Annotated in this window: 17 protein-coding genes; 13 read left to right on the forward strand and 4 right to left on the reverse strand. The window is 69.2% G+C overall.

Annotated features, from left to right (window positions below):
• Window positions 1-34 precede the first annotated feature (34 nt).
• The 9 genes from FQ142_RS02610 (at window position 35) to FQ142_RS02650 (ending at window position 10,734) form a co-directional block, all read left to right on the forward strand.
• Window positions 35-571, forward strand: a complete 537-nt coding sequence (locus FQ142_RS02610; RefSeq protein WP_149422089.1) for a tripartite tricarboxylate transporter TctB family protein — start codon at window positions 35-37, stop codon at window positions 569-571.
• Window positions 568-2,223, forward strand: a complete 1,656-nt coding sequence (locus FQ142_RS02615; protein ID WP_149422090.1) for a tripartite tricarboxylate transporter permease — start codon at window positions 568-570, stop codon at window positions 2,221-2,223. The genes FQ142_RS02610 and FQ142_RS02615 overlap by 4 nt, the downstream gene beginning before the upstream one ends.
• The gene (locus FQ142_RS02620) at window positions 2,220-3,089 is read left to right on the forward strand and encodes a dihydrodipicolinate synthase family protein (RefSeq protein ID WP_149422091.1); all 870 of its coding nucleotides are present in this window, start codon (window positions 2,220-2,222) and stop codon (window positions 3,087-3,089) included. Before FQ142_RS02615 ends, FQ142_RS02620 begins: the two co-directional genes overlap by 4 nt.
• Window positions 3,090-3,123: 34 nt before the next feature.
• Window positions 3,124-4,821, forward strand: a complete 1,698-nt coding sequence (locus FQ142_RS02625; RefSeq protein ID WP_149422092.1) for a long-chain-fatty-acid--CoA ligase — start codon at window positions 3,124-3,126, stop codon at window positions 4,819-4,821.
• Between the two features lie 112 nt (window positions 4,822-4,933).
• Complete coding sequence (locus FQ142_RS02630; RefSeq protein WP_149422093.1) at window positions 4,934-6,124, forward strand: DUF4185 domain-containing protein; 1,191 nt, start codon at window positions 4,934-4,936, stop codon at window positions 6,122-6,124.
• A 166-nt stretch (window positions 6,125-6,290) separates the two neighbouring features.
• On the forward strand, window positions 6,291-7,658 hold the full coding sequence (locus tag FQ142_RS02635; protein WP_045252899.1) for an ABC transporter substrate-binding protein: 1,368 nt from the start codon (window positions 6,291-6,293) through the stop codon (window positions 7,656-7,658).
• An 88-nt stretch (window positions 7,659-7,746) separates the two neighbouring features.
• Window positions 7,747-8,673 carry a carbohydrate ABC transporter permease gene (locus tag FQ142_RS02640; RefSeq protein WP_045252900.1) on the forward strand — a complete coding sequence of 309 codons (927 nt, stop codon included), beginning with the start codon at window positions 7,747-7,749 and terminating at the stop codon, window positions 8,671-8,673.
• A complete protein-coding gene (locus tag FQ142_RS02645) occupies window positions 8,673-9,578 on the forward strand; it encodes a carbohydrate ABC transporter permease (RefSeq protein ID WP_082539290.1) in 906 nt (301 codons plus the stop codon). Before FQ142_RS02640 ends, FQ142_RS02645 begins: the two co-directional genes overlap by 1 nt.
• Before the next feature lie 43 nt (window positions 9,579-9,621).
• Entirely contained in the window at window positions 9,622-10,734 is a 1,113-nt protein-coding gene (locus tag FQ142_RS02650) for a DUF4185 domain-containing protein (protein ID WP_149422094.1), read from the forward strand.
• A 55-nt stretch (window positions 10,735-10,789) separates the two neighbouring features.
• Here the strand turns inward: FQ142_RS02650 and FQ142_RS02655 are convergent, their stop codons facing one another.
• The gene (locus tag FQ142_RS02655; protein WP_149422095.1) at window positions 10,790-11,923 is read right to left on the reverse strand and encodes a glycoside hydrolase family 172 protein; all 1,134 of its coding nucleotides are present in this window, start codon (window positions 11,921-11,923) and stop codon (window positions 10,790-10,792) included.
• Between the two features lie 104 nt (window positions 11,924-12,027).
• On the opposite strand from FQ142_RS02655, the gene FQ142_RS02660 reads away from it, so the two are divergent.
• From FQ142_RS02660 to FQ142_RS02675, 4 genes are all read left to right on the forward strand, one after another.
• Window positions 12,028-13,014, forward strand: a complete 987-nt coding sequence (locus FQ142_RS02660; RefSeq protein WP_056414950.1) for a LacI family DNA-binding transcriptional regulator — start codon at window positions 12,028-12,030, stop codon at window positions 13,012-13,014.
• Window positions 13,015-13,176: 162 nt separating this feature from the next.
• Window positions 13,177-15,834 (forward strand): GH116 family glycosyl hydrolase, encoded by a 2,658-nt coding sequence (locus FQ142_RS02665; protein WP_149422096.1) that lies wholly within the window; start codon window positions 13,177-13,179, stop codon window positions 15,832-15,834.
• Window positions 15,831-17,465, forward strand: coding sequence for a fucose isomerase (locus FQ142_RS02670; protein ID WP_149422097.1), 1,635 nt, complete (start codon window positions 15,831-15,833; stop codon window positions 17,463-17,465). Before FQ142_RS02665 ends, FQ142_RS02670 begins: the two co-directional genes overlap by 4 nt.
• Before the next feature lie 159 nt (window positions 17,466-17,624).
• Window positions 17,625-18,551 carry an endo-beta-N-acetylglucosaminidase H gene (locus tag FQ142_RS02675; protein WP_262492034.1) on the forward strand — a complete coding sequence of 309 codons (927 nt, stop codon included), beginning with the start codon at window positions 17,625-17,627 and terminating at the stop codon, window positions 18,549-18,551.
• A 122-nt stretch (window positions 18,552-18,673) separates the two neighbouring features.
• Here FQ142_RS02675 and FQ142_RS02680 read toward each other — a convergent pair whose 3' ends face one another.
• The 3 genes from FQ142_RS02680 to FQ142_RS02690 are packed head-to-tail and all read right to left on the reverse strand — an operon-like array spanning window position 18,674 to window position 23,759.
• Window positions 18,674-21,943, reverse strand: a complete 3,270-nt coding sequence (locus FQ142_RS02680; RefSeq protein ID WP_149422098.1) for a glycoside hydrolase domain-containing protein — start codon at window positions 21,941-21,943, stop codon at window positions 18,674-18,676.
• Window positions 21,940-22,875 (reverse strand): carbohydrate ABC transporter permease, encoded by a 936-nt coding sequence (locus FQ142_RS02685; protein WP_149422099.1) that lies wholly within the window; start codon window positions 22,873-22,875, stop codon window positions 21,940-21,942. The genes FQ142_RS02680 and FQ142_RS02685 overlap by 4 nt, the downstream gene beginning before the upstream one ends.
• Entirely contained in the window at window positions 22,872-23,759 is an 888-nt protein-coding gene (locus FQ142_RS02690) for a carbohydrate ABC transporter permease (RefSeq protein ID WP_056419250.1), read from the reverse strand. The genes FQ142_RS02685 and FQ142_RS02690 overlap by 4 nt, the downstream gene beginning before the upstream one ends.
• Between the last annotated feature and the right edge of the window lie 2 nt (window positions 23,760-23,761).

The following is a 23,761-nucleotide window of genomic DNA, read 5'->3' on the forward strand; positions in this document are numbered from 1 at the left end:
CCCACGCCGTACATCGAACCAGGGAAGGAGCATCATGTCGCACGCCGACGTCACGAGCCCGGCCGCACCGGACGAGCACCAGGGCGCACCCGCCTCCCGACCGCTCGAGATCGCCTTCGGGGTCGTCGCCCTCGCGTTCAGCGCCGGGTACCTCTTCCTCTCCACGCAGATCCCGCTGCGCCGTGAGGCCGCACCCGGTCAGATCGATGCCCGCTTCTGGCCGATGGTCATCGCGGTCACCGCCGTGGTCATCGCGCTCGCCGTGCTCGCGGTGGCCCTCGCCCGCCCGGCCCCCGGCCGCGAGGATCTCGACCGCATCCAGTCCGGAGGGATGCTCCGCGTCATCGCCACCCTGGCGATCTCCGGCGTCTTCATCGCCGTCTGGTCGCTCGGAACCGTCATCCTGTTCGGCTATCGCATCGAGGTCTTCCCGGTCGCCGCCGCGCTGCTGATGGCCGCGCTCATGCTCCTCTACGGCCACCGCCGCTGGCTGAGCCTCATCATCTACTCCGTCTCCGTCACGGCGTTCGTCTACGTCGTGTTCGGCATGCTCCTGAGGATCCCGCTGTGAACGCGCTCATGGAGGGGCTGAACTCGCTCCTCGACATCTCGATCCTGCTCTACATGCTCGTGGGGCTCCTGCTCGGCTTCATGGTCGGCGCCTTCCCCGGCATCACCGCGACCATGGCCGTCGCCCTCGCCGCAGGGTTCACGATGACCCTCGAGCCCGTCCAGGGACTCGCGGTGCTGCTCACCATCTACGTCGCGGCGAACTTCGGCGACAGGGTGCCCTCGATCCTCATCAACACCCCCGGCACCCCGGCGTCGATCGCCACCACGCTCGACGGCTATCCGATGGCCAAGCAGGGCAGAGCGGGCCTCGCGCTGACGATCTCGGCGATCGTCTCGGCCGTCGGCATCCTCGCCTCGCTCGTGCTCTTCGCCGTCGCCGCTGTGCCGATCGCGAGCTTCGCCCGCGACTACTTCAAATCGCCCGAGCTGTTCGCGCTGGTCGTGTTCGGCATCTCGATCATGATCGGCATCTCGTCGAAGTCGATGCTCAAGGGCATCCTCGCCGGTCTCTTCGGCCTCATGCTCGGCACCGTCGGGACGTATGCGGCCACCGCAGACCAGCGCTTCACGTTCGGGGTGCTCGAACTCGTCGAGGGCGTCAACTTCATCGCCGTGATCATCGGCCTCTTCGGGATCGCCGAGCTCTTCGATCAGCTGCTCACGTACCGCAAGAGCAACGTCCGCCCCATCTCGAGCCTCGGCCGCTGGTGGCCGAACCGCTCGGAGCTGACGCAGAGCGGCCGTGCGACCGCGGTCGGCGGTGCCGTCGGCCTCGGCGTCGGCCTCATCCCCGCCGCGGGTGGCGACATCGCAGGGCTCATCGGCTGGGAGCGCGCGCGCAAGGCCTCGAAGCACCCGGAGATGTTCGGCAAGGGATCCATCGAGGGCGTCGCCGCCTCCGACACGGCCTCCAGCGCCACGCTCGGCGGTTCGCTCACGACCACGATGGCCCTCGGCATCCCCGGCGACTCGGTGATGGCCGTGATGATCGGCTCGATGATCATCTGGGGCATCACGCCCGGTCCGACCCTGTTCACCAACCGCCCCGACCTGGTGGTCTCGATCGTCGGGATCATGCTCGTCGCGACGCTGCTCTCGCTCGCCCTGAGCCTCGTGCGCATGAAGGGCATGGTGAAGCTGCTCGACGTGCCCCAGCCGTACCTGTGGAGCGGCATCCTGATCTTCTGCATCATCGGCACGTATGCCACCTCGAACAGCCTGTCGACCGTCGTCACGATGCTCGTGTTCGGCGTCATCGGGGTGATGCTGAAGCGGATGCAGGTGCCCGCCGGCCCCATCGTGCTCGGCCTGCTGCTCGGCCCGCTGGCCGAGGAGAACCTGGCTCGCACGTTGGCGATCCTGCCGACGCGTCCGTTCTTCGAGGTGGTCAGCCCGATCGCGCTCGTGCTGCTCGCGCTCGCCGTGCTGTCGATCGTGATGCCCGCGATCCGCGCCGCACGCTCTCCGCGCGGAGAACGTGCCTCACTCGAGGACTCGATCCTCTCCGCATCGACGGTCGAGCAGATCGAGAAGGCCCACGACGAGCTCGCCGCGGACCCCGACCTGCTCACCTCGACCGTCCGCAACGTCGACACCTCATCCCGTGCGAGCCGCAGGGCGCGCAAGAACTCCAAGGAGACCGAGAAGTGACCCGCTACGACATCGTGACCGCCGTTCCCACGGCGTTCCACCGCGACGGCAGCCTCGACCTGGAAGGCTCGCGTGCGATCTTCCGCTTCGTCGGGCAGTCGGGCAACGAGGGCGCGTTCGTGCTCGGCACCACGGGGGAGTTCCCCGCCGTCGACGTCGCGGAGTTCACCGCGCTCGTGGGTGCGGCCCTCGAGGAGCTCGCCGACAAGATGCGCGTGATCGTGCACGTCGGCCAGCCCAGCACCTTCGAGGCCGTGCGCCTCGTCGAGATCGCCAAGGGCCTCGGCGCGACGGAGTTCGCCGCGCTCACCCCGTACTACCTGAAGTCGACCGAAGACGCGATCTTCGACTACTACCGAGCGGTGTCGGATGCCGTCGGCGACGGGCGCCTCTACGTGTACATCTACCCCGCGCGCAGCGGCAACACCGTCTCGCCCGATCTTCTCGTGCGCCTGGCCGCGCTGCCGAACGTGGTGGGAGCGAAGCTCAGTGAGCTGTCGCTCGACGAGATCGCCGCGTACCGCGCCGTGGTTCCCGCCGACTTCGACCTCTACACCGGTGCCGACCGCGACCTGATCGCTGCGGTGCAGGTGGGTGCGCAGGGCGTCGTCTCGGGTGTCTCGTCGGTCACCCCGAAGCCGTTCCGCGCTCTCGCGGATGCCGGTCGCTCGGGCGATGCCGCGGCGATCGCGTCGGCCCAGGCCGCGGTCGACGACGTCGTGTCTCTGATCGGCGGAGACATGGCCCGCATGAAAGAGGCGTACCGCGTGCTCGACGTGGTCGACACGCACTGCCGCATGGCGATCGCCGAGCCGTCCGACGACGAGCGTGCCGCCGTCGCCCAGGTGGTCGCGGCGAACCGGTAGCGATTCTCACAGCCGGGTCGGGGAGGATGGGTTCATGCCCGCGAACTCGCATGACTCCCGGCCCTGGCTCGACTCGTATGCCGAGGGCGTGCCCGCCGAGATCGACGCGCCGACGCAGACCCTGTCGGAGATGATCTCGGCGAGTGTCGCGACCTACGGCCGGCGGCCGGCCCTGGAGTTCTTCGGGGCGGTCACCACCTATCGCGAGCTCGGAGACCGGATCCTGCGCGCGGCCGAGGGGCTGCGACGCCTGGGCGTGAGCCGAGGCGACCGGGTCGCGCTGGTGCTGCCGAACTGCCCGCAGCACGTCATCGCGTTCTACGCCGCTCTGCGCCTCGGCGCGGTGGTCGTCGAGCACAACCCGCTCTACACCGCTCGGGAGCTGCGCCACCAGTTCGAGGACCACGGCGCGAAGGTGGCGATCGTCTGGAACAGGACCGTCGACACGATCGCCGAGTTCCCGTCGGATCTGCGGGTCGAGCACATCGTCAGCGTCGATCTGACCGAGGCCATGCCCGCCTCGCAGCGCATGCTGCTGCGGCTGCCCGTCCCGAAGGCCCGGGCTGCCCGGGCGAAGCTCACGGCCGCGCCGAAGACACGGCGGGCGCTGCCCTGGAAGAAGCTGGTCGATCACCGCCCGCTCTCCCGCAAGGTCGCGGGCCCGACGCTCGAGGACACGGCGCTGCTGCAGTACACCAGCGGCACGACCGGCATCCCCAAGGGAGCGATCCTCACGCACGCGAACCTGCGGGCGAATGCGATGCAGGGACGCGCGTGGGTGCCGGGCCTGGTCGACGGCGAGGAGACCTTCTACGGGGTGCTGCCGCTGTTCCACGCCTACGGCATGACGCTCTGCCTGACCTTCGCCATGAGCATCGGGGCGAAGCTGGTGCTCTTCCCGACGTTCGACCTCGGGCTGGTCACGAAGGCGGCGCGCACGAGTCCGCCCACGTTCCTGCCCGCCGTACCGCCGATCTACGACCAGCTCGCCCGTGCGGCAGCGCGCGGCACGATCGACCTGTCGACGGTGCGATTCGCGATCTCCGGGGCGATGAGCCTGCCGGTGGCGACGGTGCAGAAGTGGGAGGAGGCGACCGGCGGTCTCCTGGTCGAGGGCTACGGCATGACCGAGAGCTCGCCCGTCGCCCTCGGGAACCCGATCGGTCCGAGCCGGCGCCCCGGCACCGTCGGAGTGCCGTTCCCCAGCACCGAGATCCGCATCGTCGATCCCGCCGACACCGACGTCGACATGCCTGCGGGCGAGCGCGGCGAGCTGCTGCTGCGCGGTCCCCAGGTCTTCCAGGGCTATTGGCGGCGTCCCGGAGACACCGCCGATGTGCTGCTCGCCGACGGCTGGCTGCGCACCGGCGACATCGCCGAGGTCTCGGCCGACGGGTTCGTCACGATCGTCGATCGCCTCAAGGAGCTCATCATCACCGGTGGCTTCAACGTCTCGCCCACCGAGGTCGAGGACGCACTCGAGGCGCACCCCGATGTGGTCGCCGCCGCCGTGGTCGGCCTGCCCCGCGCGAGCGGAGGCGAGGAGGTCGCCGCCGCGGTGGTGCTGCGAGACGGCGCGACACTCGACGCCGGGGCCCTGCGTGACTTCTGCCGCACCAGGCTCACCCCCTACAAGGTGCCCAAGCGCGTGGTCGCGGTCGACGAGCTGCCGCGGTCGCTCATCGGCAAGGTGCTGCGTCGCCAGGTGCGCGATCGGATGCTCGACGACTGACCCGGGCGTCCCGACGGCGGGGCCGCCCGCGGACGGATCCCCTCGCGAGGGCTGGTTTTCTGAAATCGATTTCGCTAGGTTCGGGGCACAGCAACGCTGATCGAGGAGGATCATGCACCGTGTCGCACCGACCCCCGCCCCCACCCTTCCGACCGCCCGTCGGCGCCGCCGTCGTCTCGCCGCGGCCTCCGTCGCGGTCGTCCTCGCACTCGCCGGCTGCTCCGGTGCCGGGGGAGGGGAGCAGCCGGTGAGCGTCGACACCGATCCCGACCGGCCGTTCGTGCTGGAGGGGGTCTCGAACCTCACCGAGATCGCGCAGCTCACCGGTCCCGACGCCATGAACGACACCGCAGCGGTCTCGGTCGCCGGCACCGATCTCGGCTCGATGGTGAACCTCGGCGACCGCACGTTCTTCCTCTTCGGCGACACGTTCGGCGAGCGTGATCCCGAGTCGATCGGCGGCCAGGGCGGATTCTGGCGGTCGAACGTCGCGGCCTGGACCACCGACGACGACCCCTCCGACGGCATCGACTTCGAGGGCTGGGTGGAGGACGACATCGGCCTCGCCGCCGCGCTGATCGAGGGTGATCACGACGCGAACGGCGCCGAGGGCGAGGTGACGAAGATCCCCACGTACGGGTTCACGATCGGCGAGACGATGTACGTGTCGTACATGTCGGTGCGCTTCTGGGGGGAGCCCGGTGCCTGGGATGCCAACCGTGCCGCGCTCATCGTCTCGCGGGACGGCGGCGAGAGCTGGCAGCCGGTCGAGGGTGTCGAGTGGCCGGGGGACTCGAACTTCGTGCAGGTGGCGACGGCGCGGGTGAGCGAGGGCGGCACGGACTGGATCTACTTCTGGTCCATCCCGTCCGGTCGTTTCGGCAGCGTGCAGCTCATGCGCGTCGAGGCGACGGAGGATGCGGTGGAGGATCAGTCCGCCTACTCGTACTTCGCCGGAACAGAGGGGGAGACGCCGCGGTGGAGCTCTGACATGGCGGACGCTGCGACCGTCGTGGAGGGCACGATCGGAGAGCTCTCGGTGATGTGGTCCACCTATCTCGAGCGGTGGATCATGACGTACTCCGATGCCGGGAACGCGTACATCCGCGAGGGCATCACGCCCTGGGGGCCGTGGGGCGAACCGCTGGAGCTGGTGTCCGGCAGCGACTACGAGGGGCTGTACTCGCCCTACCTGAATCCGCGGTACGTCACCGAGGACGGGCGTCGGATCCACTTCACCCTCTCCCTGTGGGGGCCGTACAACGTCTTCTGGTTCTCCGCGGATCTGGACCGCGTCGACTGAGAACGGTCGGCGAGATCGCTCGCGAATTCGCTTGCGCATGAAATCGATTTCGCTTACTGTGGCGCATACCCGATCACCGATGATCGTCAGGTTCGGCCGGAGCCCGCCGGTGACAGCCGGACACACAGCAGCGACTCGATGAGGAGTCCGTTCCTGAGGAGGAACCATGAGAATCACCCCACGCACGCGCAGGGCGGCGGTCGCCGCAGTCGGTGCTCTCACCGTCGGAGCGATGCTCGCCGGCTGCGGGTCCGGAACCCCGGGCGAGTCCGCCGGGGGCGACGGCGCAGAGGCCGGCGTCACCACGATCCAGTTCTGGCACCGCAACTTCACGCCGGTCGAGAACGAGTGGTACGAGGGCATCATCAAGAAGTTCAACGACTCGCAGGACGAGATCAAGGTCGTCGGCACCCAGGTGCCCGGTGACGCGTGGGATCAGAAGATGAAGGCCGCACAGGCGGCGGGCAAGGCCCCCGACATCTACACCCACCCCGGCAGCATCCAGGATGCCGTCAATGCCGGACAGCTGCACGAGCTCGACGGCATCGTCCCCGATGACGCCCTGGCGGAGATCTCGGATGCCGCCAAGCCGGTGTCGGAGATCGACGGCACGTACTACGCCTACCCCCTCCTGCTCGAGCCGCAGGCCGTGCTGTTCTGGAACACGGACATGCTCGACGCCGCCGGCGTCGACGCCGACCAGGGCCCGACCACCTGGGACGAGCTGCTGGATGCCTGCGCCAAGATCCAGCCCACCCTCGGTGACGGCCAGTACTGCATCTCACCGGCACAGGACGCCGCGACCTTCGCCTGGTCGACCGTGGGCCAGCAGTACAACTTCGCGGGGCACACCGCGCTCAACGACGACTGGACCGGGCCGAACATCGACGATGACGGCTACCGCGACATGATGGCGCAGTACAAGACCCTCTGGGACAAGGGCTACATGCCCAAGCAGCCGCTCGCCGACTACGGCGGGGGCAAGGACTTCGGCGAGCAGAAGGTCGCCTTCAAGGTGTCGGGATCGTGGATGCTGTCGGAGATCGGCTCGGACTACCCCGATGTCCTCGACAAGACGGGCATCGGCGCGATGGTGAGCTCCAGCGACGCCGACGGCCGCACGTCGACGACACTCGGCAACTTCAAGTGGGTCATCGACGCGAAGACCAAGAACGCAGAGGCCGCGGGCACGTTCCTCTCGTGGGCCATCGCCGGTGATCCCGAGAACCTCGTGCCGTTCTTCGTCGACACGCAGTTCACCAAGGCGCCGGTGCGCCAGTCCGTGCAGGACGCCGTCGCCGCCGACCCCGCGGCGGCCGACGCCCCCTGGTCGTCGATCATCACCGAGGACATCGCCCCGAACGCGATCCCCGAGCCCACCTACCCGTGGGACGTGTCGCTCGCGGTCGGCACCGCGTTCGAGTCGGTCATGAAGGGGTCCGCGTCACCGGATGCCGCGATCGACACTGCGGACAAGGCGATCCAGACGGTCATCGACCGCGAGGGTCTCGCCGACAAGGCACCCAGCCAGTAGCCCGTGCCGTTCCGGGGGGTCGGCGTGCGCGCCGACCCCCGGAATCACGCAGTGGACGAAGACAGCGAGAGAACGGGTGGAGTGAACGATGGTCAGTGCAGTCTCGACGGAGCGGCGGGCGGTGAGACACCGCGCGGATGCCCGGAAGTACCGTGACACGAAGGTCGCGTACCTCTTCCTCCTGCCGGTGGTCGCCCTTCTCGGCATCTTCGTGGTCTGGCCGGCGATCTACGCCGGATTCCTCTCCTTCCAGAACTGGAGCTTCTACAAGGACCCGGAGTTCGTCGGGTTCCGCAACTTCACCGCCGTTCTGAGCGATCCGCTGTTCTGGGCGTCGGTCGGCCGCGGATTCGCGTTCGTCGCGATGACCGTGCCGCCCATGCTGCTGCTGGCGTTCTTCTTCGCCAGCCTCGTCGTGAGCGTGTCGCGCCGCTTCGCCGGCATCCTCAAGGTCAGCATCTACATCCCGACGATCATCTCCTCGGTCATCACCTCGATCGTCTTCGTGCTGATGTACGACTACTCGGGCGGACTCCTCAACTGGTTCCTCGGGATCTTCGGCATCGACCCCATCGCGTGGATCGGCGACCCGGCCTGGGCGCTGCTCGCGATCGCGATCCCCGCGATCTGGCTGGGCATGGGGCTGACCTCGCTCATCATGGTCGCCGCGATGGTCGACATCCCCACCGAGTACTACGAGGCGGCGGCGATGGAGGGGGCGAACTGGTGGCAGAAGACGGCGTACATCACGCTGCCGCAGATGAAGAACATCATCCTGTACCTGCTGATCACCGGGTTCGTCGCCGCGATCCAGCAGTTCGAGCTGCCGCTCGTGATGACCGGTGGCGGTCCGCTGGACTCGACGACGCTGCCGAACCTGTTCATCTTCAACCACTTCCGCAACGACATCAACGTCGGCTACTCGATCGCCGCCGCGCTGGTCATGTTCGTCGTGCTCGGCACGGTGTCGGCGATCGTCTTCAAGTTCGTCAACTCCGAGAGGCTGGTGGACTGATGGTCACCATCGCGCCGCAGGACACCACGCGCGCCATCGTGCTCGCCGGCACCGAGCCGTCGCGTCGATCGCACCTGCCCAAGACCCCGGGCTCGTGGATCACCGTCATCGCCAAGCTCCTCGCCGGGGGCGTGTTCCTCGTGGCGGCGCTGTTCCCGCTCGCCTGGATGGTCATCGCCGGGTTCAAGTCGAAGACGGAGGTCATCCAGACCCCGTTCCAGTTCTTCCCCGAGGTGTGGCGGTGGGAGAACTACGCGCAGATCCTCGCCGACCCCACCTTCACCCGCACGATGCTGTGGACCTTCGGCGGAGCGGTGCTCTTCACCTTCCTGAGCCTGACGATCAACTCGCTCGCGGCCTACGCGTTCGCCCGGCTCGACTTCCGGTTCCAGCGGACGATCTGGGTCATCGTGATCACGACGATGTTCATCCCCGGCATGACGATCCTGCTGACGAGCTTCATCGTCGTCACCCGGCTGTCGATGCTCGACACGCTGGCCGTGCTCGTGCTGCCCGGGGCGGCGAGCGCCGGCACGGTGTTCTTCATCCGGCAGTTCTACCTGAACATCCCGGCCAGCCTCGAGGAGGCGGCGATGCTCGACGGATGCGGTCGCTTCGCCATCTTCGTGCGCATCTTCCTGCCGCTGTCGAAGCCGCCGTTCGTGGTCATGGGCATCACCTCTTTCCTCGCGTACTGGAACTCCTACGTCTGGCCGATCCTGACGATCACGACCCCCGAGCGCTTCGTGGTGCAGCAGTTCCTCGCGACGTTCCGCTCGGAGCGCACCAGCGAGCTCGGGCTGCTCATGGCGGGCTCGGTGCTGGCCGCCGCGCCCGTGATGATCCTGTTCCTCGTCTTCCAGCGCCAGATCATCGGCAACATCAAGATGGCCGGGCTCAAGTAGGCCGGCCGACAGAGAGCGACACCCACACGGAAAGAGGTCGACGATGACCGAACAGCACACACCTCCGCTCATCACCCGCCGCGGCATGCTGCGGGGGGCGCTCGCGCTCGGTGCCGGGATGCTGGCCGCACCCGCCGTCGGCATCGGCGCCGCCGCCCCGGCATCCGCCGCAGGCCCGCTCACGGTGTCGCGGATCACCGTGCTCGCCGGCACGCAGAGTCCCGTGCAGTACGGAATAGGGGCGACCGACCTCGGCATCCCCGCCCGCACTCCCGATGGGCGGATGCTGTTCATGTTCGGCGACACCTGGGCCGACGGCGTGGGTGGCGCGAACTGGCGCTCGCCGGTCGCGCTGTACTCGTCGACGACGAACCTCGGTGCCGGGGTGACGTTCAACGGTGCCGCCGGGGCGGGCGCGAACACGCAGGGCACCGCTCCCCAGCTCTGGTACTACCCGCACGATACGTACTTCACCACGGTGATCCCCTCGGACGTGATCACGATCGGATCGCGCATGTATCTGCACGCGATCGTGAACGGGCCGCAGTTCGGGGCCGTCCGCTGGACGGAACTGTGGAAGTCCGACGACAACGGTGCCACCTGGCAGCACACCGGGCTGCAGTTCCCGGCGGACATGGCGGGTGGGAAGTTCCAGTGCATCACCTGGGGGCTCGGCAACGACGGCTACGTGTACATCTACGGCACCGGGTTCCAGCGCGACAAGGGCATCGTGCTCTACCGGGTGCCGTCGAACAGCATGACGACTCTCTCGGCGTACCAGCCCTGGGGTTTCGCGAACGGCTCGTGGGGATGGGGCAAGCCGGTCACGGAGGTGCTCTCCGGCGGGTTCGGCGAGATGTGCCTGCGACCGCTCGGCGGCAAGTGGATCCTCACATGGTTCAACGCGCCGGCGTACCGGATCGACGCGATGGTGCTGAACACCCCGACCGACAACCTGTACACCGCGACCAAGACGACGCTGCTGTACGGCAGCGAGTGGGGGCAGGAGGATGCCTCGCACGTGGCGCAGCTGTACGGCGGGTACATCATCCCCGGGTCGACGCTGTCGGACCTGCACCTCAGTGTCAGTCAGTGGAAGACCGCCGACAACAGCGTGTACCACTCCGAGCAGTTCCGAGTGCAGGGGCTCGTCTAGGCAGGCGACCCGGTCTCCGGGCATTCGGAGACCGGGTCCCCGGATGCCGGGGAGATCAGTCCTGCGGGGCGCGCGGCGGGGTGGCGCCGATGTCAGGCACCGGGGCCGTTCCTAGGTGCACCTCCAGGTCGTCGGCCGACGGCGTCTTCGGCCGACGCGCGGTCGGCCGGTCGAGGTAGAACAGGGCCGTCGAGGCGATGTCGTCGCGCAGGGGCAGATAGCGCCATCCGCTGCGCCAGCCGAGCGCCTGGATGTCGACCTTGGGGATGCCGGTCGCGAAGTGGATCGGGTCGAGCAGGTGCCAGCGGTACAGGCCGAACCTCTGCTGGCTCACGTACAGCCCGTCGGGCCTGATGACCTGTGGCATGCCGAGGTACGGTGTGGAGAACTCGGTGTAGCCCGTGCCGGGGATGTCGAAGTTCCAGGCGCCGCCGAAGTAGTCCTCGGTGCCGGTTCCGGCGATCGTGGGGTACTCGGCGTCGTCGTCGAGGTAGAACTTGATCTCGCCCTCGCCCCACCAGCCGTTGGAGTTCACGCCCCAGGCGATGTACGTGCCGACGTACTGGCCCTGCCCCTCGATGCCCTCGAGGATCACGTGCGGCGTGCGGTCCTCGAGCGGGTTGGAACGCCGCCACTGCGCGTGGAAGTACGCGTCGGTCGAGTGGTCGCCGCCGATCTCGTACGTGACCTGGAAGTAGATGCGCACGTCGACCGTCGAGGTGTTCTCGATCGTGAGGCGTGCCCCGTCGCGGAAGGGCATCGGCCAGTAGGAGTTGAAGCCGCCGTGCGGGTTCGCGGCGATCGTCTGCGAGTTCACCTGGGCGAACACGCCCCAGCCGTTGCAGAAGAAGTCGCCGTACGGCACCTCGACCGCCGGCTCCTCGGCGCCGTCCCAATAGGCGCGCAGCAGCAGGGTGCGCCAGTTGTCGGTGTGGGTCGTGATCCAGATGTGGGTGATCTTGCCCGCGCCCTCGATGTTCGCGAGGTCGAAGGTCGCGCCCGCCTTGACGTCGACGCTGGGGGAGATCTTCCAGCCGGGCCCGAGGTCGCGGGCGCAGGATGCGCCCGTGCCCTCGGTGGCCCGGCCTCCGCCCCCAGCGGATCCGTCGAAGTTCTCAGGGGAGATGGAGCGGGTCTGGACCTGTCGCAGCGTTGCGAGGGTCGCGAGATCCGAAGCAGCAGAAGTCATGGGCGCCAATGTAATCGATTTCACCCGAGAACTCCAGAGATCGGAGGCGTGCGCGATACTGTTGCTTCACATCCGGTGCAGCCGGACGAAGCAGTGAGGTTCGAATGGCCACGATCTACGACGTCGCGGAACTGGCGAAGGTCTCTCCCGCCACAGTGTCGCGCGTGTTCAACGGGACGAGCGTCTCGGAGGACAAGGTCGCCGCCGTGCGCGACGCGGCCGCGAAGCTGAACTTCACCCCCAACCGCACGGCGCGGACCCTGCGGAGGCAGAGCTCCGAGGTCATCGCCCTCGTGATCCCGGACATCGAGAACCCGTACTTCACCGAGATGGCCCGCGGGGTCGAGGACGTCGCCTCCGAGGCCGGGTACTCGGTCGTGCTGTGCAACTCCGACGCCCAGGTCGAGAAGGAGGCCACGTACCTGCGGATCGCGATCGCCGAGCACATGTCCGGCATCATCATCGCGACCGCCGACGAGACCTCGAACCTCGACAGCATCCTGGCGACCGGTCGCCCCGTCGTGGCGGTCGACCGCAGCACGACCTACGACGTCGACGGCGTCGTCATGGCCAACCGCGCCGCGGGCGCGTCGGCGGCGAAAGACCTGCTCGGAGCCGGTTACCGACGCATCGCCTACATCGGTGGCCCCGAGCACATCGACACGGCCGCCGAGCGCGCCGCGGGCTGGCGCGCGGCCATGGGATCGGCGCATCCGGAGCTCGATCTCGACGAGCTGGAGCGCTTCGCCACCTTCCGGGTCGACGGCGGGCGCGCCGCGATGGAGGAGCTGCTCGCGCTCGCCGACCCGCCGGACGCCGTGGTCGCCGGCAACAACCTCATCGGCGTCGGGGCGATCCAGGTACTGACCGAGCGGGGGCTCACCCCGCCGGAGGTCGGCGTCGCGGTGATCGGCTCGCTGCCTTTCACCACACTCTCTCCGACCGCGGTCACGGTGGTCCGCCTGCCCGCTCGGCACATGGGCGTCACGGCGGCGCGGATGCTGCTCGACCGCATCGGCGGAGACACGCAGCCCTCGCGCACGGTGGTGCTGCGCAACGAGATCCAGCCCGCCAGCGCCGTCAGGGCCTGACCCGCCGCCACGGCGATGCAGGGATGTCCGCACATCGCCTTGCGCCTTGAAATCGATTTCGCGTACAGTTGCGGGAGATTTCAGAATCATGAGCATCGGTTTCAAGGAGGACGCCATGCGCCGCACCCCCGGGGCCCCATGGGTCGAGTCCGGAGCGCCCGCATGACCCGTCGTGCCGTCGGCATCCCGCACACCTCGCAGGCGACCGCCTTCCCGCTCGGCGGCATCGGCACCGGCAACGTCTCGATCGGCGCCCGCGGCGAGCTGCGCGACTGGGAGCTCGAGAACCTGCCGGACAAGGGGCGTCGCAACCCGCACTCGTTCTTCGCGATCCACGCCGCACCGGACGACGGCCCCGCGGTCACGCGCGTTCTGGAGGCGCGCTTCACGGGGCGTCACGACGCCGACGCCGGCTACGCGTTCGATCAGCTGGCCGGGCTCCCGCGGCTCGACGGGGCCACCCTGCACGGCGAGTACCCGATCGTCGACGTCGACTTCACGGACGCGGTGCTGCCGGTCGACGTGTCGCTGCATGCCTTCACCCCTCTGGTGCCCCTCGACGCCGATGCCTCCGGCCTCCCCGCCGCCGTACTGCGGTATCGCGTCACCAACCCGGGCGTCGGCCGCGTCGCCGTCACGCTCGTCGGCAGCGTCTCGCACACCGCAGGGCGGGGAGTCCCCGGACCGGATGCGCCGTGGGGCCTGCGTGCGACCCAGAACGTGCGCTGGCGCGACGAGGGGGCCGTGCGCGGGCTCGACTTCGGCATCGATCTTCCCGCATCCGACCCCGGATACGGCACGCTCAGCCTCACCACCTCCGATCGCTCGACGACCGTCAAACCGCAGTGGGTCACCAGCTACTGGCCCGACGGGGCGCGGCTGTTCTGGGACGATCTCGCCGACGACGGACAGCTCGGGGCCGAGCCGCGCCTCACCCTCGAGGATCGCCCGCGCGGACTGTTCGCCGAGCTCGACGCCGATCCCGACGCCCCGCCCCTGACCGAGGCCGAGATGCTCGCGAAGCTGCCGCGCCTGCGCACCGGATCGCTGGGCATCGTGCACACGCTCGAACCGGGTGAGACCCGCGATTTCGAGTTCGTGCTCTCCTGGGGCTTCCCGAATCGTCGCCGCGGATGGCACGGCCACATCGTGTTCGCGGATCCGCCGGGCGACGACGTCGTGCGCAATCACTACGCCTCGCTCTGGCCGGATGCCTGGGCCGCGGCCACACACCTGCACGAGAACCTCGAGGCGTTGGAGGGCGCGACGGATGCCTTCGTCGAGGCGCTCTACGCCGGCACCCTCGACCCCGTGCTCGCCGACGCGATCGGTGCGAACATCGCCGCGGCGCGATCGACCACCGGATTCGTGCTGGAGTCCCCCCACCCCGACCTGGGCGACGGCCCGGTGTTCGCGGCGTGGGAGGGATCGTTCGATCACGGCGGATCCTGCGAGGGCACCTGCACGCACGTCTGGTCGTACGCGCAGACGCTCGCCTGGCTGTTCCCGTCGCTCGAGCGCAGTGCGCGCCGGGCGGAGTACCTGCTCGAGACCGACGCGGCCGGCGCCCAGAAGTTCCGCGGCAACCGCGTGTTCGGGGGCCCGTCGTGGTTCATGGGTCCGGCCGTCGACGGGCAGCTGGGAACGCTCCTGCGTCTGCACCGCGAGTGGAGGTTCAGCGGCGACGATGCCTTCCTCCGCGAGCTGTGGCCCGCGGCCGCACGCACCCTCGACTACGCGATCCGCGAATGGGACCGCGACGGCGACGGGCTGCTCGACGGCGAGATGCACAACACCTACGACATCGAGTTCCACGGCGCCGAACCTCTCGCCAACGGCGTGTACCTCGCCGCATTGCGCGCGGGGGCCCGGATGGCCCGTCACCTCGGCGAGGAGCAGCGCGCGGCGGGGTGGGACGCGCGCGCGGACCATGTCGCTGCGGCGATGGACGAGACGCTCTGGAACGGCGAGTACTACCGTCAGGTCATCGCCGACCCCGACTCCCACCGCTACCAGTACGGCGACGGCGTGCTGTCCGACCAGCTGCTCGGGCAGTTCCATGCGTACGTGAACGGGCTCGGGAGCATCCTGCCCCCGGAGCGGGTGGACTCGGCGCTCGCCGCGATCGTCGCGCACAACTTCCGCGACGATCTCTCCGCCCATGAGAGCACGCAGCGCGTCTACGCCCTGAACGATGAGGGCGGACTCCTGCTCGCCTCGTGGCCGCGGGGCGGTCGGCCCGTCATCCCGTTCGTGTACTCCGACGAGGTGTGGACGGGGGTGGAGCACCAGGTCGCGGCCTCGCTCCTGTTCGCCGGACGCGTCGATGACGCGCTGCGCATCGAACACGCGCTGCGCGCACGCTACGACGGCGCGCATCGCAGCCCCTGGAACGAGATCGAGTGCGGCAACCACTACGCGCGATCGCTCGCCTCCTGGGCGCTGCTGCTCGGCGCGAGCGGCGCGCAGTGGGACGCCCCGAGCGGCACGCTCTCGTTCGCCCCGGCGAGCGCAGGACGCTTCCGCAGCCTGTTCACCACGGGCACCGGCTGGGGGCGGGTCGAGGTCGACGACGATGCACTCACGCTGCATCTCGACGGCGGCACGCTCGAGGTGGCCGACCTGCGACTGCGCGACCGCGGCCTCGCCCGCGGCATCCGACTCCGAGCGGGGGAGACGCAGGCGTTCCCCCTCGACCCCGCCCCGACCGTTCGATCGACCGGCGAGACCAGCGCCACGACCGATAGCGGCATCACGACCAGTAGCACCACGACCAGTAGCACCATCACGACCAGCACCATCAGCGGAGAGGCATCATGACCACCTACACCCTGCCGGCACCGGCATCCCGACCCGCATCCGCGCCTGCGACCGCGTACCTGATCGCCTCCGGCGACCTGCGCGAGGCCGCCAACACCGGCGGCTGGCCCGTGCAGGTCGAGCTCGAAGCGGGCGTCACCGGCGTCTTCGAAGACCTCGGATGGACCGTCATCCGCGCCAACGACGTCGACCCCGAGACCGGTCACGGCTTCATCTCGAGCCAGCGGATGGGGCTCGAGGTCTTCCGGAACATCCCGACGGATGCTCCTCTCATCGTCGCCGAGGCGGTGTGGCAGTACTCGCACCACGTGCTCGCGGGGCTGCGCACGCACAAGGGACCGATCCTCACGGTCGCGAACTTCGCGGGGGACTGGCCGGGTCTCGTCGGCCTGCTCGGGCTCAACGCCGGACTGACGAAGATGGGCACGCCATACGCGACGATCTGGTCGGTCGACTTCACCGACCAGTGGTTCCGCGACGGCATCAGGGAGTGGACCGAGACCGGGGCGATCACGCACGACGCCTCGCACGTGCGCCCGCTGCCCGAGCTCCCCGACAGCCCCGAGAAGCAGCTCGGGGAGGCGCTCGCCGCCGAGCTCCTCGCGGAGAAGGCCATCATCGGCGTGTTCGACGAGGGCTGCATGGGCATGTACAACGCGATCTTCGACGACGAGCTGCTGAACAGCACGGGCATCTACAAGGAGCGCCTGTCGCAGTCGGCCCTGTACGCCGAGATGCTGAACGTCACCGAGGACGAGGCGGATGCCGCCTACGACTGGCTGATCGACGCGGGCATGACGTTCATCTACGGCGAGGACGCCGCGACCGAGCTCACCCGCGAGCAGGTGCAGTGGCAGCTGAAGATGTACATCGCCGCGCTCCGCATCGCCGACGACTTCGGGCTCGACGCGGTCGGCATCCAGTACCAGCAGGGCCTGAAGGACCTGGTGCCGGCATCCGATCTCGCCGAAGGCATCCTCAACTCCACCGAGCGTCCGCCCGTGACCTCCCGCGACGGCTCGCGCGTGCTGCACGAGGGCCGCGCGTTCCCGCACTTCAACGAGGCGGACGAGGGCGTCGCGGTCGACGCGCTCGTCACCGACCGCGTCTGGCGGGCCATGGGACTGGTGCCCGACAACACGCTGCACGACGTGCGCTGGGGTGAGGACTTCGACGGGCAGTTCGTCTGGGTGTATGAGATCTCGGGCTCGGTGCCCGCCTCGCACCTGGGCGGATGGCAGAACGCCGAGGGATGGCGCCAGGGCCATGTGTTCTTCCCCGCGGGCGGCGCCACGATCAACGGCGTCTCGAAGCCGGGGGAGATCGTGCTGTCGAGGGTGTTCATCGCCGACGGCATCCTGCAGGCCGACATCTTCCGCGCATCGGTCGTCGAGCTGCCCGCCGAGGAGACGCAGCGGCGCAAGGACGCCACCAACCCGGAGTGGCCGATCGCCCACGTCGTGCTGCACGGCGTCTCACGCGACCAGTTCATGGCCCGCCACAAGGCCAACCACGCGCAGACCGTCTACGCCCCCGACGCCGAGACCGCCGACAAGGCCTTGATCGCGAAGGCCGCGATGTTCGCCGGCATGGGCATCAAGGTCAACCTGGTCGGAGACGTGAACCTCTGACACGGAGATGCCGACGGAAGAGGGGCGGATGCCGCGGCATCCGCCCCTCTTCTCTGCGCGATGCACCCCTTTCGAGCGTCACGCTTAAGCGATATAGTCATCGCACGCCGCATCGATGCGACGTGAGATCGACAACGACGCCGAAGGAGAAGCTCCACCATGAGTCAGCCGAACCCCCGTCATTCCCTGATCCGGCGATGCCTGGCGGCGACGGCCGCCGTGGCGATCAGTGCCGCGGGCGCTCTCGTCGCCTCGTCGGCCGCCGCGACCGAGGCGCCGGCAGACGACACGAAGCTCGCGGTCTATGTCGAAGTGAACTCGAACGATTTAGCGAACGTCGCCGACTACGCGTTGGCCGATTCGGGTGCCCCCGCCGTCGATCTGGCGATGATCTTCGCCGCCAACATCAACTACGACGGCGAGAAGGCCTACCTGCATTTCAACGAGCGGGTCACCGAGACGCTGCAGGATGCCGACAACCAGATCCGTCCGCTGCAGGCGCAGGGCACCAAGGTGCTGCTGTCGGTGCTCGGCAATCACCAGGGCGCAGGCTTCGCGAACTTCTCGACCTATGCCGAGGCCGACGCCTTCGCGGCGCAGCTCGCCGACGCCGTAACGACCTACGGCCTCGACGGCATCGACTTCGACGACGAGTGGAGTCAGTACGGCGCGAACGGCACCCCGCAACCCCACGCGCAGTCGTTCGGCTGGGTGGCCTCGGCCCTGCGCGACCGCCTCGGACCCGACAAGCTCATCACGCTCTACGCGATCGGACCGTCGTACACCGCGACCGACTTCGGCTCCTTCGACGTGGGCGCCACGCTCGACTACGCCTGGAATCCGTACTACCCGACCTACGACGCCCCCACGGTTCCCGGTCTCGACGACCGCTCGCGCATCGGCGCCGCCGCGATCGATCTGTCGAACACGAGCGCGGCGACCGCGACGGACTTCGCTCAGCGCACGGCCGCCGACGGGTACGGCGTGTACGTCGCGTACAACCTCACCGCGACGGATCAGTCGTCGCTGATCTCGGGCATCACCGAGGCGATCAAGGGCGAGGCCACGGTGTACTCACCGCAGTGATCCCGGACCGGCCGCCTCGGCCCGGATCGGGAGCCCGGCCGGACCGAGAGCTCAGGCCGGATCGGGAGCCCGGCCGGACCGAGAGCTCAGTCCGGACCGAGAGCTCAGTCCAGATCGAGAGCTCAGTCCAGATCGAAGAGCTCGAGCTGTCGCACGGTGACCTCGGCCTCCGCCCGCACGCGGAGGGCCGAGGTCACCGTGCGTGCGGCGAGGGTGAACGGCGTCGTGCGGTCGGCCGGGAGTTCCGTGTCGGCGGTGACGGCGACCGGCTCCCAGCCGCTCGTCGTCTCCGTCTCCCACACGAGAGCGGTCGAGGATGCCGCGGACACCATCGTGACCGAGACGTCGCTGACCGCCCGAGCCTCGGCGAATCGCCAGCCGATCCACTCGCCCGGCCGCAGGACGACGCCGCCGGCGCCGACGGGTTCGCCGTCGTCGACGACGCGCTCCGCGTGACGGACGCCCTCGGACGCGATCGTCGCGCCGTCGCTCGCCGTCAGGTCGGGGCGCCACGGCGCAGCATCCGCCTTCGCAGCCTCGTCGAGCCCGTCGTCCGAGGAGTCGCCGAAGACGAGGTCGAGCACCGCGTCGCCGACGAGGGCATCGACGGGCAGCTCGGCTGTCGTGAGCGGGATGCCGTTCAGGCGCGCCTCGTGCAGCACATGCGCGCGCGGCGAGCGGCGGTGGGAGCGGATGCGCAGCGTCGATCCGTTCCCGCGGTCGACGCGCACGTCGTCGAGCAGGGGCGAGCCGATGCGCAGGACTCCCGAGGCGAGTTCGAGCGGATAGAGCCCGAGCGCCGCCCAGAGCCACCACGCGCTCATCTCGCCGTTGTCTTCGTCGCCGGGGAATCCCTGGCCGATGTGGGCGCCCGCGAACAATCGGCCGGCGAGGTCGTGCACGATCGCTGCCGCACGCCACGGCTGATCGCTGTGCGCGTACATGAACGGGATGTGGTGGGCGGGCTGATTCGAGATCGCGCACATGCCCGAGCGCAGCGCCCTGGCCTCCCGCTGTTCATGGATCACGGCGCCGTAGGAGCCGCCGAACCGCTCGTCCGCGGTCTCCGGTTCGGCGAACAGGGCGTCGAGGTGACGGCCGAAGTCCGCCGGGCCGCCGTGGAGTGCGGCGAGGCCCGCCCCGTCGTGCACGGCTCCGACCGACATCCCCCAGGCGTTCGTCTCGACGTTGTCGCCGCCCCAGACGCGCGGATCGAAGGGCTCGGACGAGAACGATCCGCGGTCATCGCGGCCGCGGAAGAACCGGGTCTCGGGGTCGAACAGCGAGCGATACGACAGTGCGCGGTTCGCGAAGTAGCGGGCGAAGGCGCGGTAGCGCGCGGCATCCGTCGGCGAGGCATGGGGGTCGGACGCGAGCTGCGCGGCGAACCGGCCGAGGGCGGCGTCGCTCACCGCGTTCTCGATCGTCCAGCTCATGCCCTCGGGAACGGCCGACGAGATGGAGCCGGTGAAACGGCCCCGCCCGATGCCCTTGCGGCCGCGCAGCGCGTCGGGGCCGGGCTCGCACGCGTTGCGCCATCCGCTCTCGAACGCCTCGCGCCGATCGAGATCGACGCCCCAGCGGGCGGCGTCCGCGAAGATCTGGTCGCTCGACGTGCCCACCATGCTGTCGACGTATGCCGGAGCGCTCCAACGCGCCATCCAGCCTCCCTGTCGGTACTGCGCGAGCTGGCCGTCGAGCAGCCGGCCGGTCAGCGCGGGATCGAGCAGAGCCAGCGCGGGCCATTCGGTGCGATAGGTGTCCCAGTAGCCGTTGTTCACGACGAGTTCGCCGTCGACGATCGGCGCGCTCGTCTCGCGCTCGCCGAACGGCTCCCGCGCGGCGAACACGTCGGCGAACCGCCAGGCGGGCGCATCCGCCGTTCCGGTGTTCTCGGCGGCGGTGTTCGGGTACAGATGCATCCGGTGCAGAGCGGCGGCGATGCGGTCGCGGTTCTCCTCGTGGGCCAGTCGGCGGTGGGGAGCGTGCGCCGCGGGCAGGGGCGGGATCGTGACGCGCCCCAGCACGCGGTTCCACGACGCCGCGGCGGTCGCCCGAAGCTCGTCGTAGGTGACGTCTGCGGGTGCCTCGAGGTCGAGGCTGCGTCTGGCCTGCTCCACCGAGAGGAACGACACCGCCACGCGCACCTCGAGGGAGCCGTGTCCGCCGACGTACCCGGCGACCCGGGCCCTGCCGTCGTCGTCGAGAGCGCCGTGCAGATCAGCCGCATCGTCCCCCTCGCGTCGCCGCACGGTGCCGGCGAAATAGCAGCGGGGAGCGTTGCCCCAGTCCTCGGGACCCTCCGGCGTCCAGCCGGCGAAGCCGTCGTCGGTCCACACCAGGCGTCCCTCGTCGGTGGGCTGATCGATCACGAACCCGACGATCGTGTCGGTGTCGGTGTCGGTGTCGGTGTCGGTGTCGGTGTCGGTGCCGGTGCTGTGCACGCGGAATGCGGCGGTGTGCGAGGTCGCGGTCATCTCCGCCCGGAGCCCGCCTCCGAGTTCGACGGCGTACTCATGGGGGCGTGCGCGCTCTGTGCCGGGGGTGATCCACCGGCGGCGCGCCGCGCGTTCGGACGTCGGCCGCCCGTCGAACGGCATCAGCTGCAGCACCGAGCGGTCACCGATCCACGGACTCGGCTGGTGCGAGAACTGCAGGGCCTCGAGACGCCGTCCTGGCGGGTCGTCGTGGATGCCGGGTCGGTAGGGCCAGCGGGTGTCGGAGGCGTCGGTGGCCGGGGTGACGAACGTGAACCCGTGCGGCAGGGCGACCGCCGGGATGGTGTTCCCCCGCGAGAATCGGGGTCCGGAGTGGCTGCCGCGGCGCGTGTCGACGCGCTCGACCGGAGGGAGGGCCTCGTCGATGGCGGGCTGCTCGGCGATGACGCACTGCACGAAGCCCGTGACGTGTGCGGGGAGCCCGCTCGAGCCCGCCAGTGACCCGGTGCCGAGCACCAGCTCGACGGCGACCGAGGTGCGGCGCGTCGGATCCGCATGCATCGGAGCGAGGCTCACCGTGTCGGCGTTCCACTGCTCGGGCATGCTCCAGCGCGCCGCGAACTGCGCCTCCGGAGTGAGGGGGACGTCGTACCGGTCGCGCACGGCGGCGACGTCGCTCAGTCTCGTCCCGTCGACCGCTCGCGCATCCACCGTCACGGCCAGCGCCGCATGAGGGGCGAGCGTCGCCGCGTCGCCGTCGGCGTAGAACGCCCAGTGCAGCACCGTGTCGGGGGTGACCGGAACATCGTCGAGGCCGGGCACATCGATCCGCTGCGCGCCGGCCGACGGATCGACGGCGAAGGCGAAGACCGGGCCGCGCAGCACGCCCGCCCCCGGTCGCGACGAGGGAGGATCGAGCGGACCGTTGGCCGGCGTCAGCCGCACGCTGCTCACCCCTTCACCGCGCCCTCCTGCACGCCACGGAAGAAGAAGCGCTGCGTGAACGAGAACATGATGATGATCGGCACGAGCGCGATCATCGTGCCCGCGGCGATCAGGCGGGGATCGACCGAGAAGCTGCTGTTGAGGTACGCCATGCCGACCGTGAGGGTGTACTTCGACGGGTCGGAGAGCACGATGAGCGGCCAGAGGTAGTCGTCCCAGGCGCCGATGAAGGCGAAGATCGCGACGACCGAGACCATGCCGCGGATGTTCGGCCACACGATGTGACGGATGCGCTGCCAGGTCGTGGCGCCGTCGACGGTCGCGGCATCCAGCACGTCCTTGGGGATCATCCGACAGGCGGTCGCGATGAGCAGGACGTTCATCGCGCCGATCGCGCCGGGCAGGAAGACGCCCCACAGGGTGTCGGCGAGGCCGAGCGCCCTGATCGTGAGGAAGTTGCTCGTGACGGTGACCTCGCCGGGGAACAGCAGGGTGGAGAGCAGGATGGCCATGACGATCCACTTGCCGCGGAACTTCATGCATCCGAGGGCGTAGCCGGCGAACGTGGCGAGCACGACGTTGCTCACGACGGTGCCGATCGACACCAGCAGCGAGTGCCATGCGTAGAGGTACACGGGCACGACGTCGGCGACCGTGAGGTAGTTCTGCACGGTCGGATCGCGCGGGATCAGGTCGGGGGGAAAGGAGTAGATGTTCTCCTGTGGTCCCTTGAACGACGTCGAGAGCTGCCAGACGAACGGGCCGATCACGAGCACCAGCACCAGCAGCAGCAGGGCGTAGCGCCCGATCAACCCGCCGAGCGTCGGGGTGCTGAAGTCGCCGGAGCCGCGACGGCGGAAGATGCGCTCACGGGCGGCGGGCGGCGTCCGATCGTCGGGGCGCCGCTCGGGGTCGAGGCGGGGAGGGGTGAGCGTGCTCATGCGGAGACCTTCGCCTTCTTCTCGCGGTTCATGAACGCGATCGCGGCCATCGGAAGCAGGGTGAGCAGGAAGAGGGCGACGCTGATCGCGGAGGCGTAGCCGATGTTGCCGTTGAGCCCGGATCCGACCTGGCGGATCAGCATCACCAGCGACAGGTCGTACCCGCCGGGGCCGCCGGTGCCCTTGGAGAGCACGTCGAGCTCGGCGAAGACTCTCATGGCCGACACCGCGATGAGCACCGCGATGAGGAGCATCGCGCCGCGCACCGAGGGGATCGTCACCGAGAGGAAGCGGCGGAACGCGCCCGCGCCGTCGAGCATGGCTGCTTCATGCAGCTCCTTGCCGACGTTCCCGAGGGCGGCGAGGTACACGACCATGTAGTAGCCGAGTCCCTTCCAGACGGTCAGCAGGATCGCGCAGCCGAGCAGCAGCCACCGGTCCACCAGGAAGGCCATCGGACGGTCGATGACGCCGAGGAACTCCAGCGTCTGGTTGATGATCCCGCGGCTGTCGAACAGCCACGTCCAGATCAGCGCCACCACGACGACGGAGGCGATGACGGGGAAGTAGAACGTGGTGCGGAAGAACGCGATGCCCGGCAGCTTCTTCTGCACGAGCATGGCCAGCAGCAGCGGGAGGATCGTGAGCAGCGGCACGCACACCACCACGTAGATGATGCACGTGGTGAGCGCGTTCCAGAACATCTCGTCGGCGAACATCCGCTCGTAGTTCGCCCCGCCGACGAACGCGGGGGCGCGCAGCGGCTTGGCGTCGGTGAAGCTCAGGAAGACGGTGTTGAGGAACGGCCAGAGCGCGAACACCAGCACCCAGACGACGGCGGGGCCGAGGAGGAGCCAGGGGGTGAACCACCTGTGCGATCGCATGC

The sequence above is a fragment of the Microbacterium sp. ANT_H45B genome (genome assembly GCF_008369345.1).
Classification (GTDB): domain Bacteria; phylum Actinomycetota; class Actinomycetes; order Actinomycetales; family Microbacteriaceae; genus Microbacterium.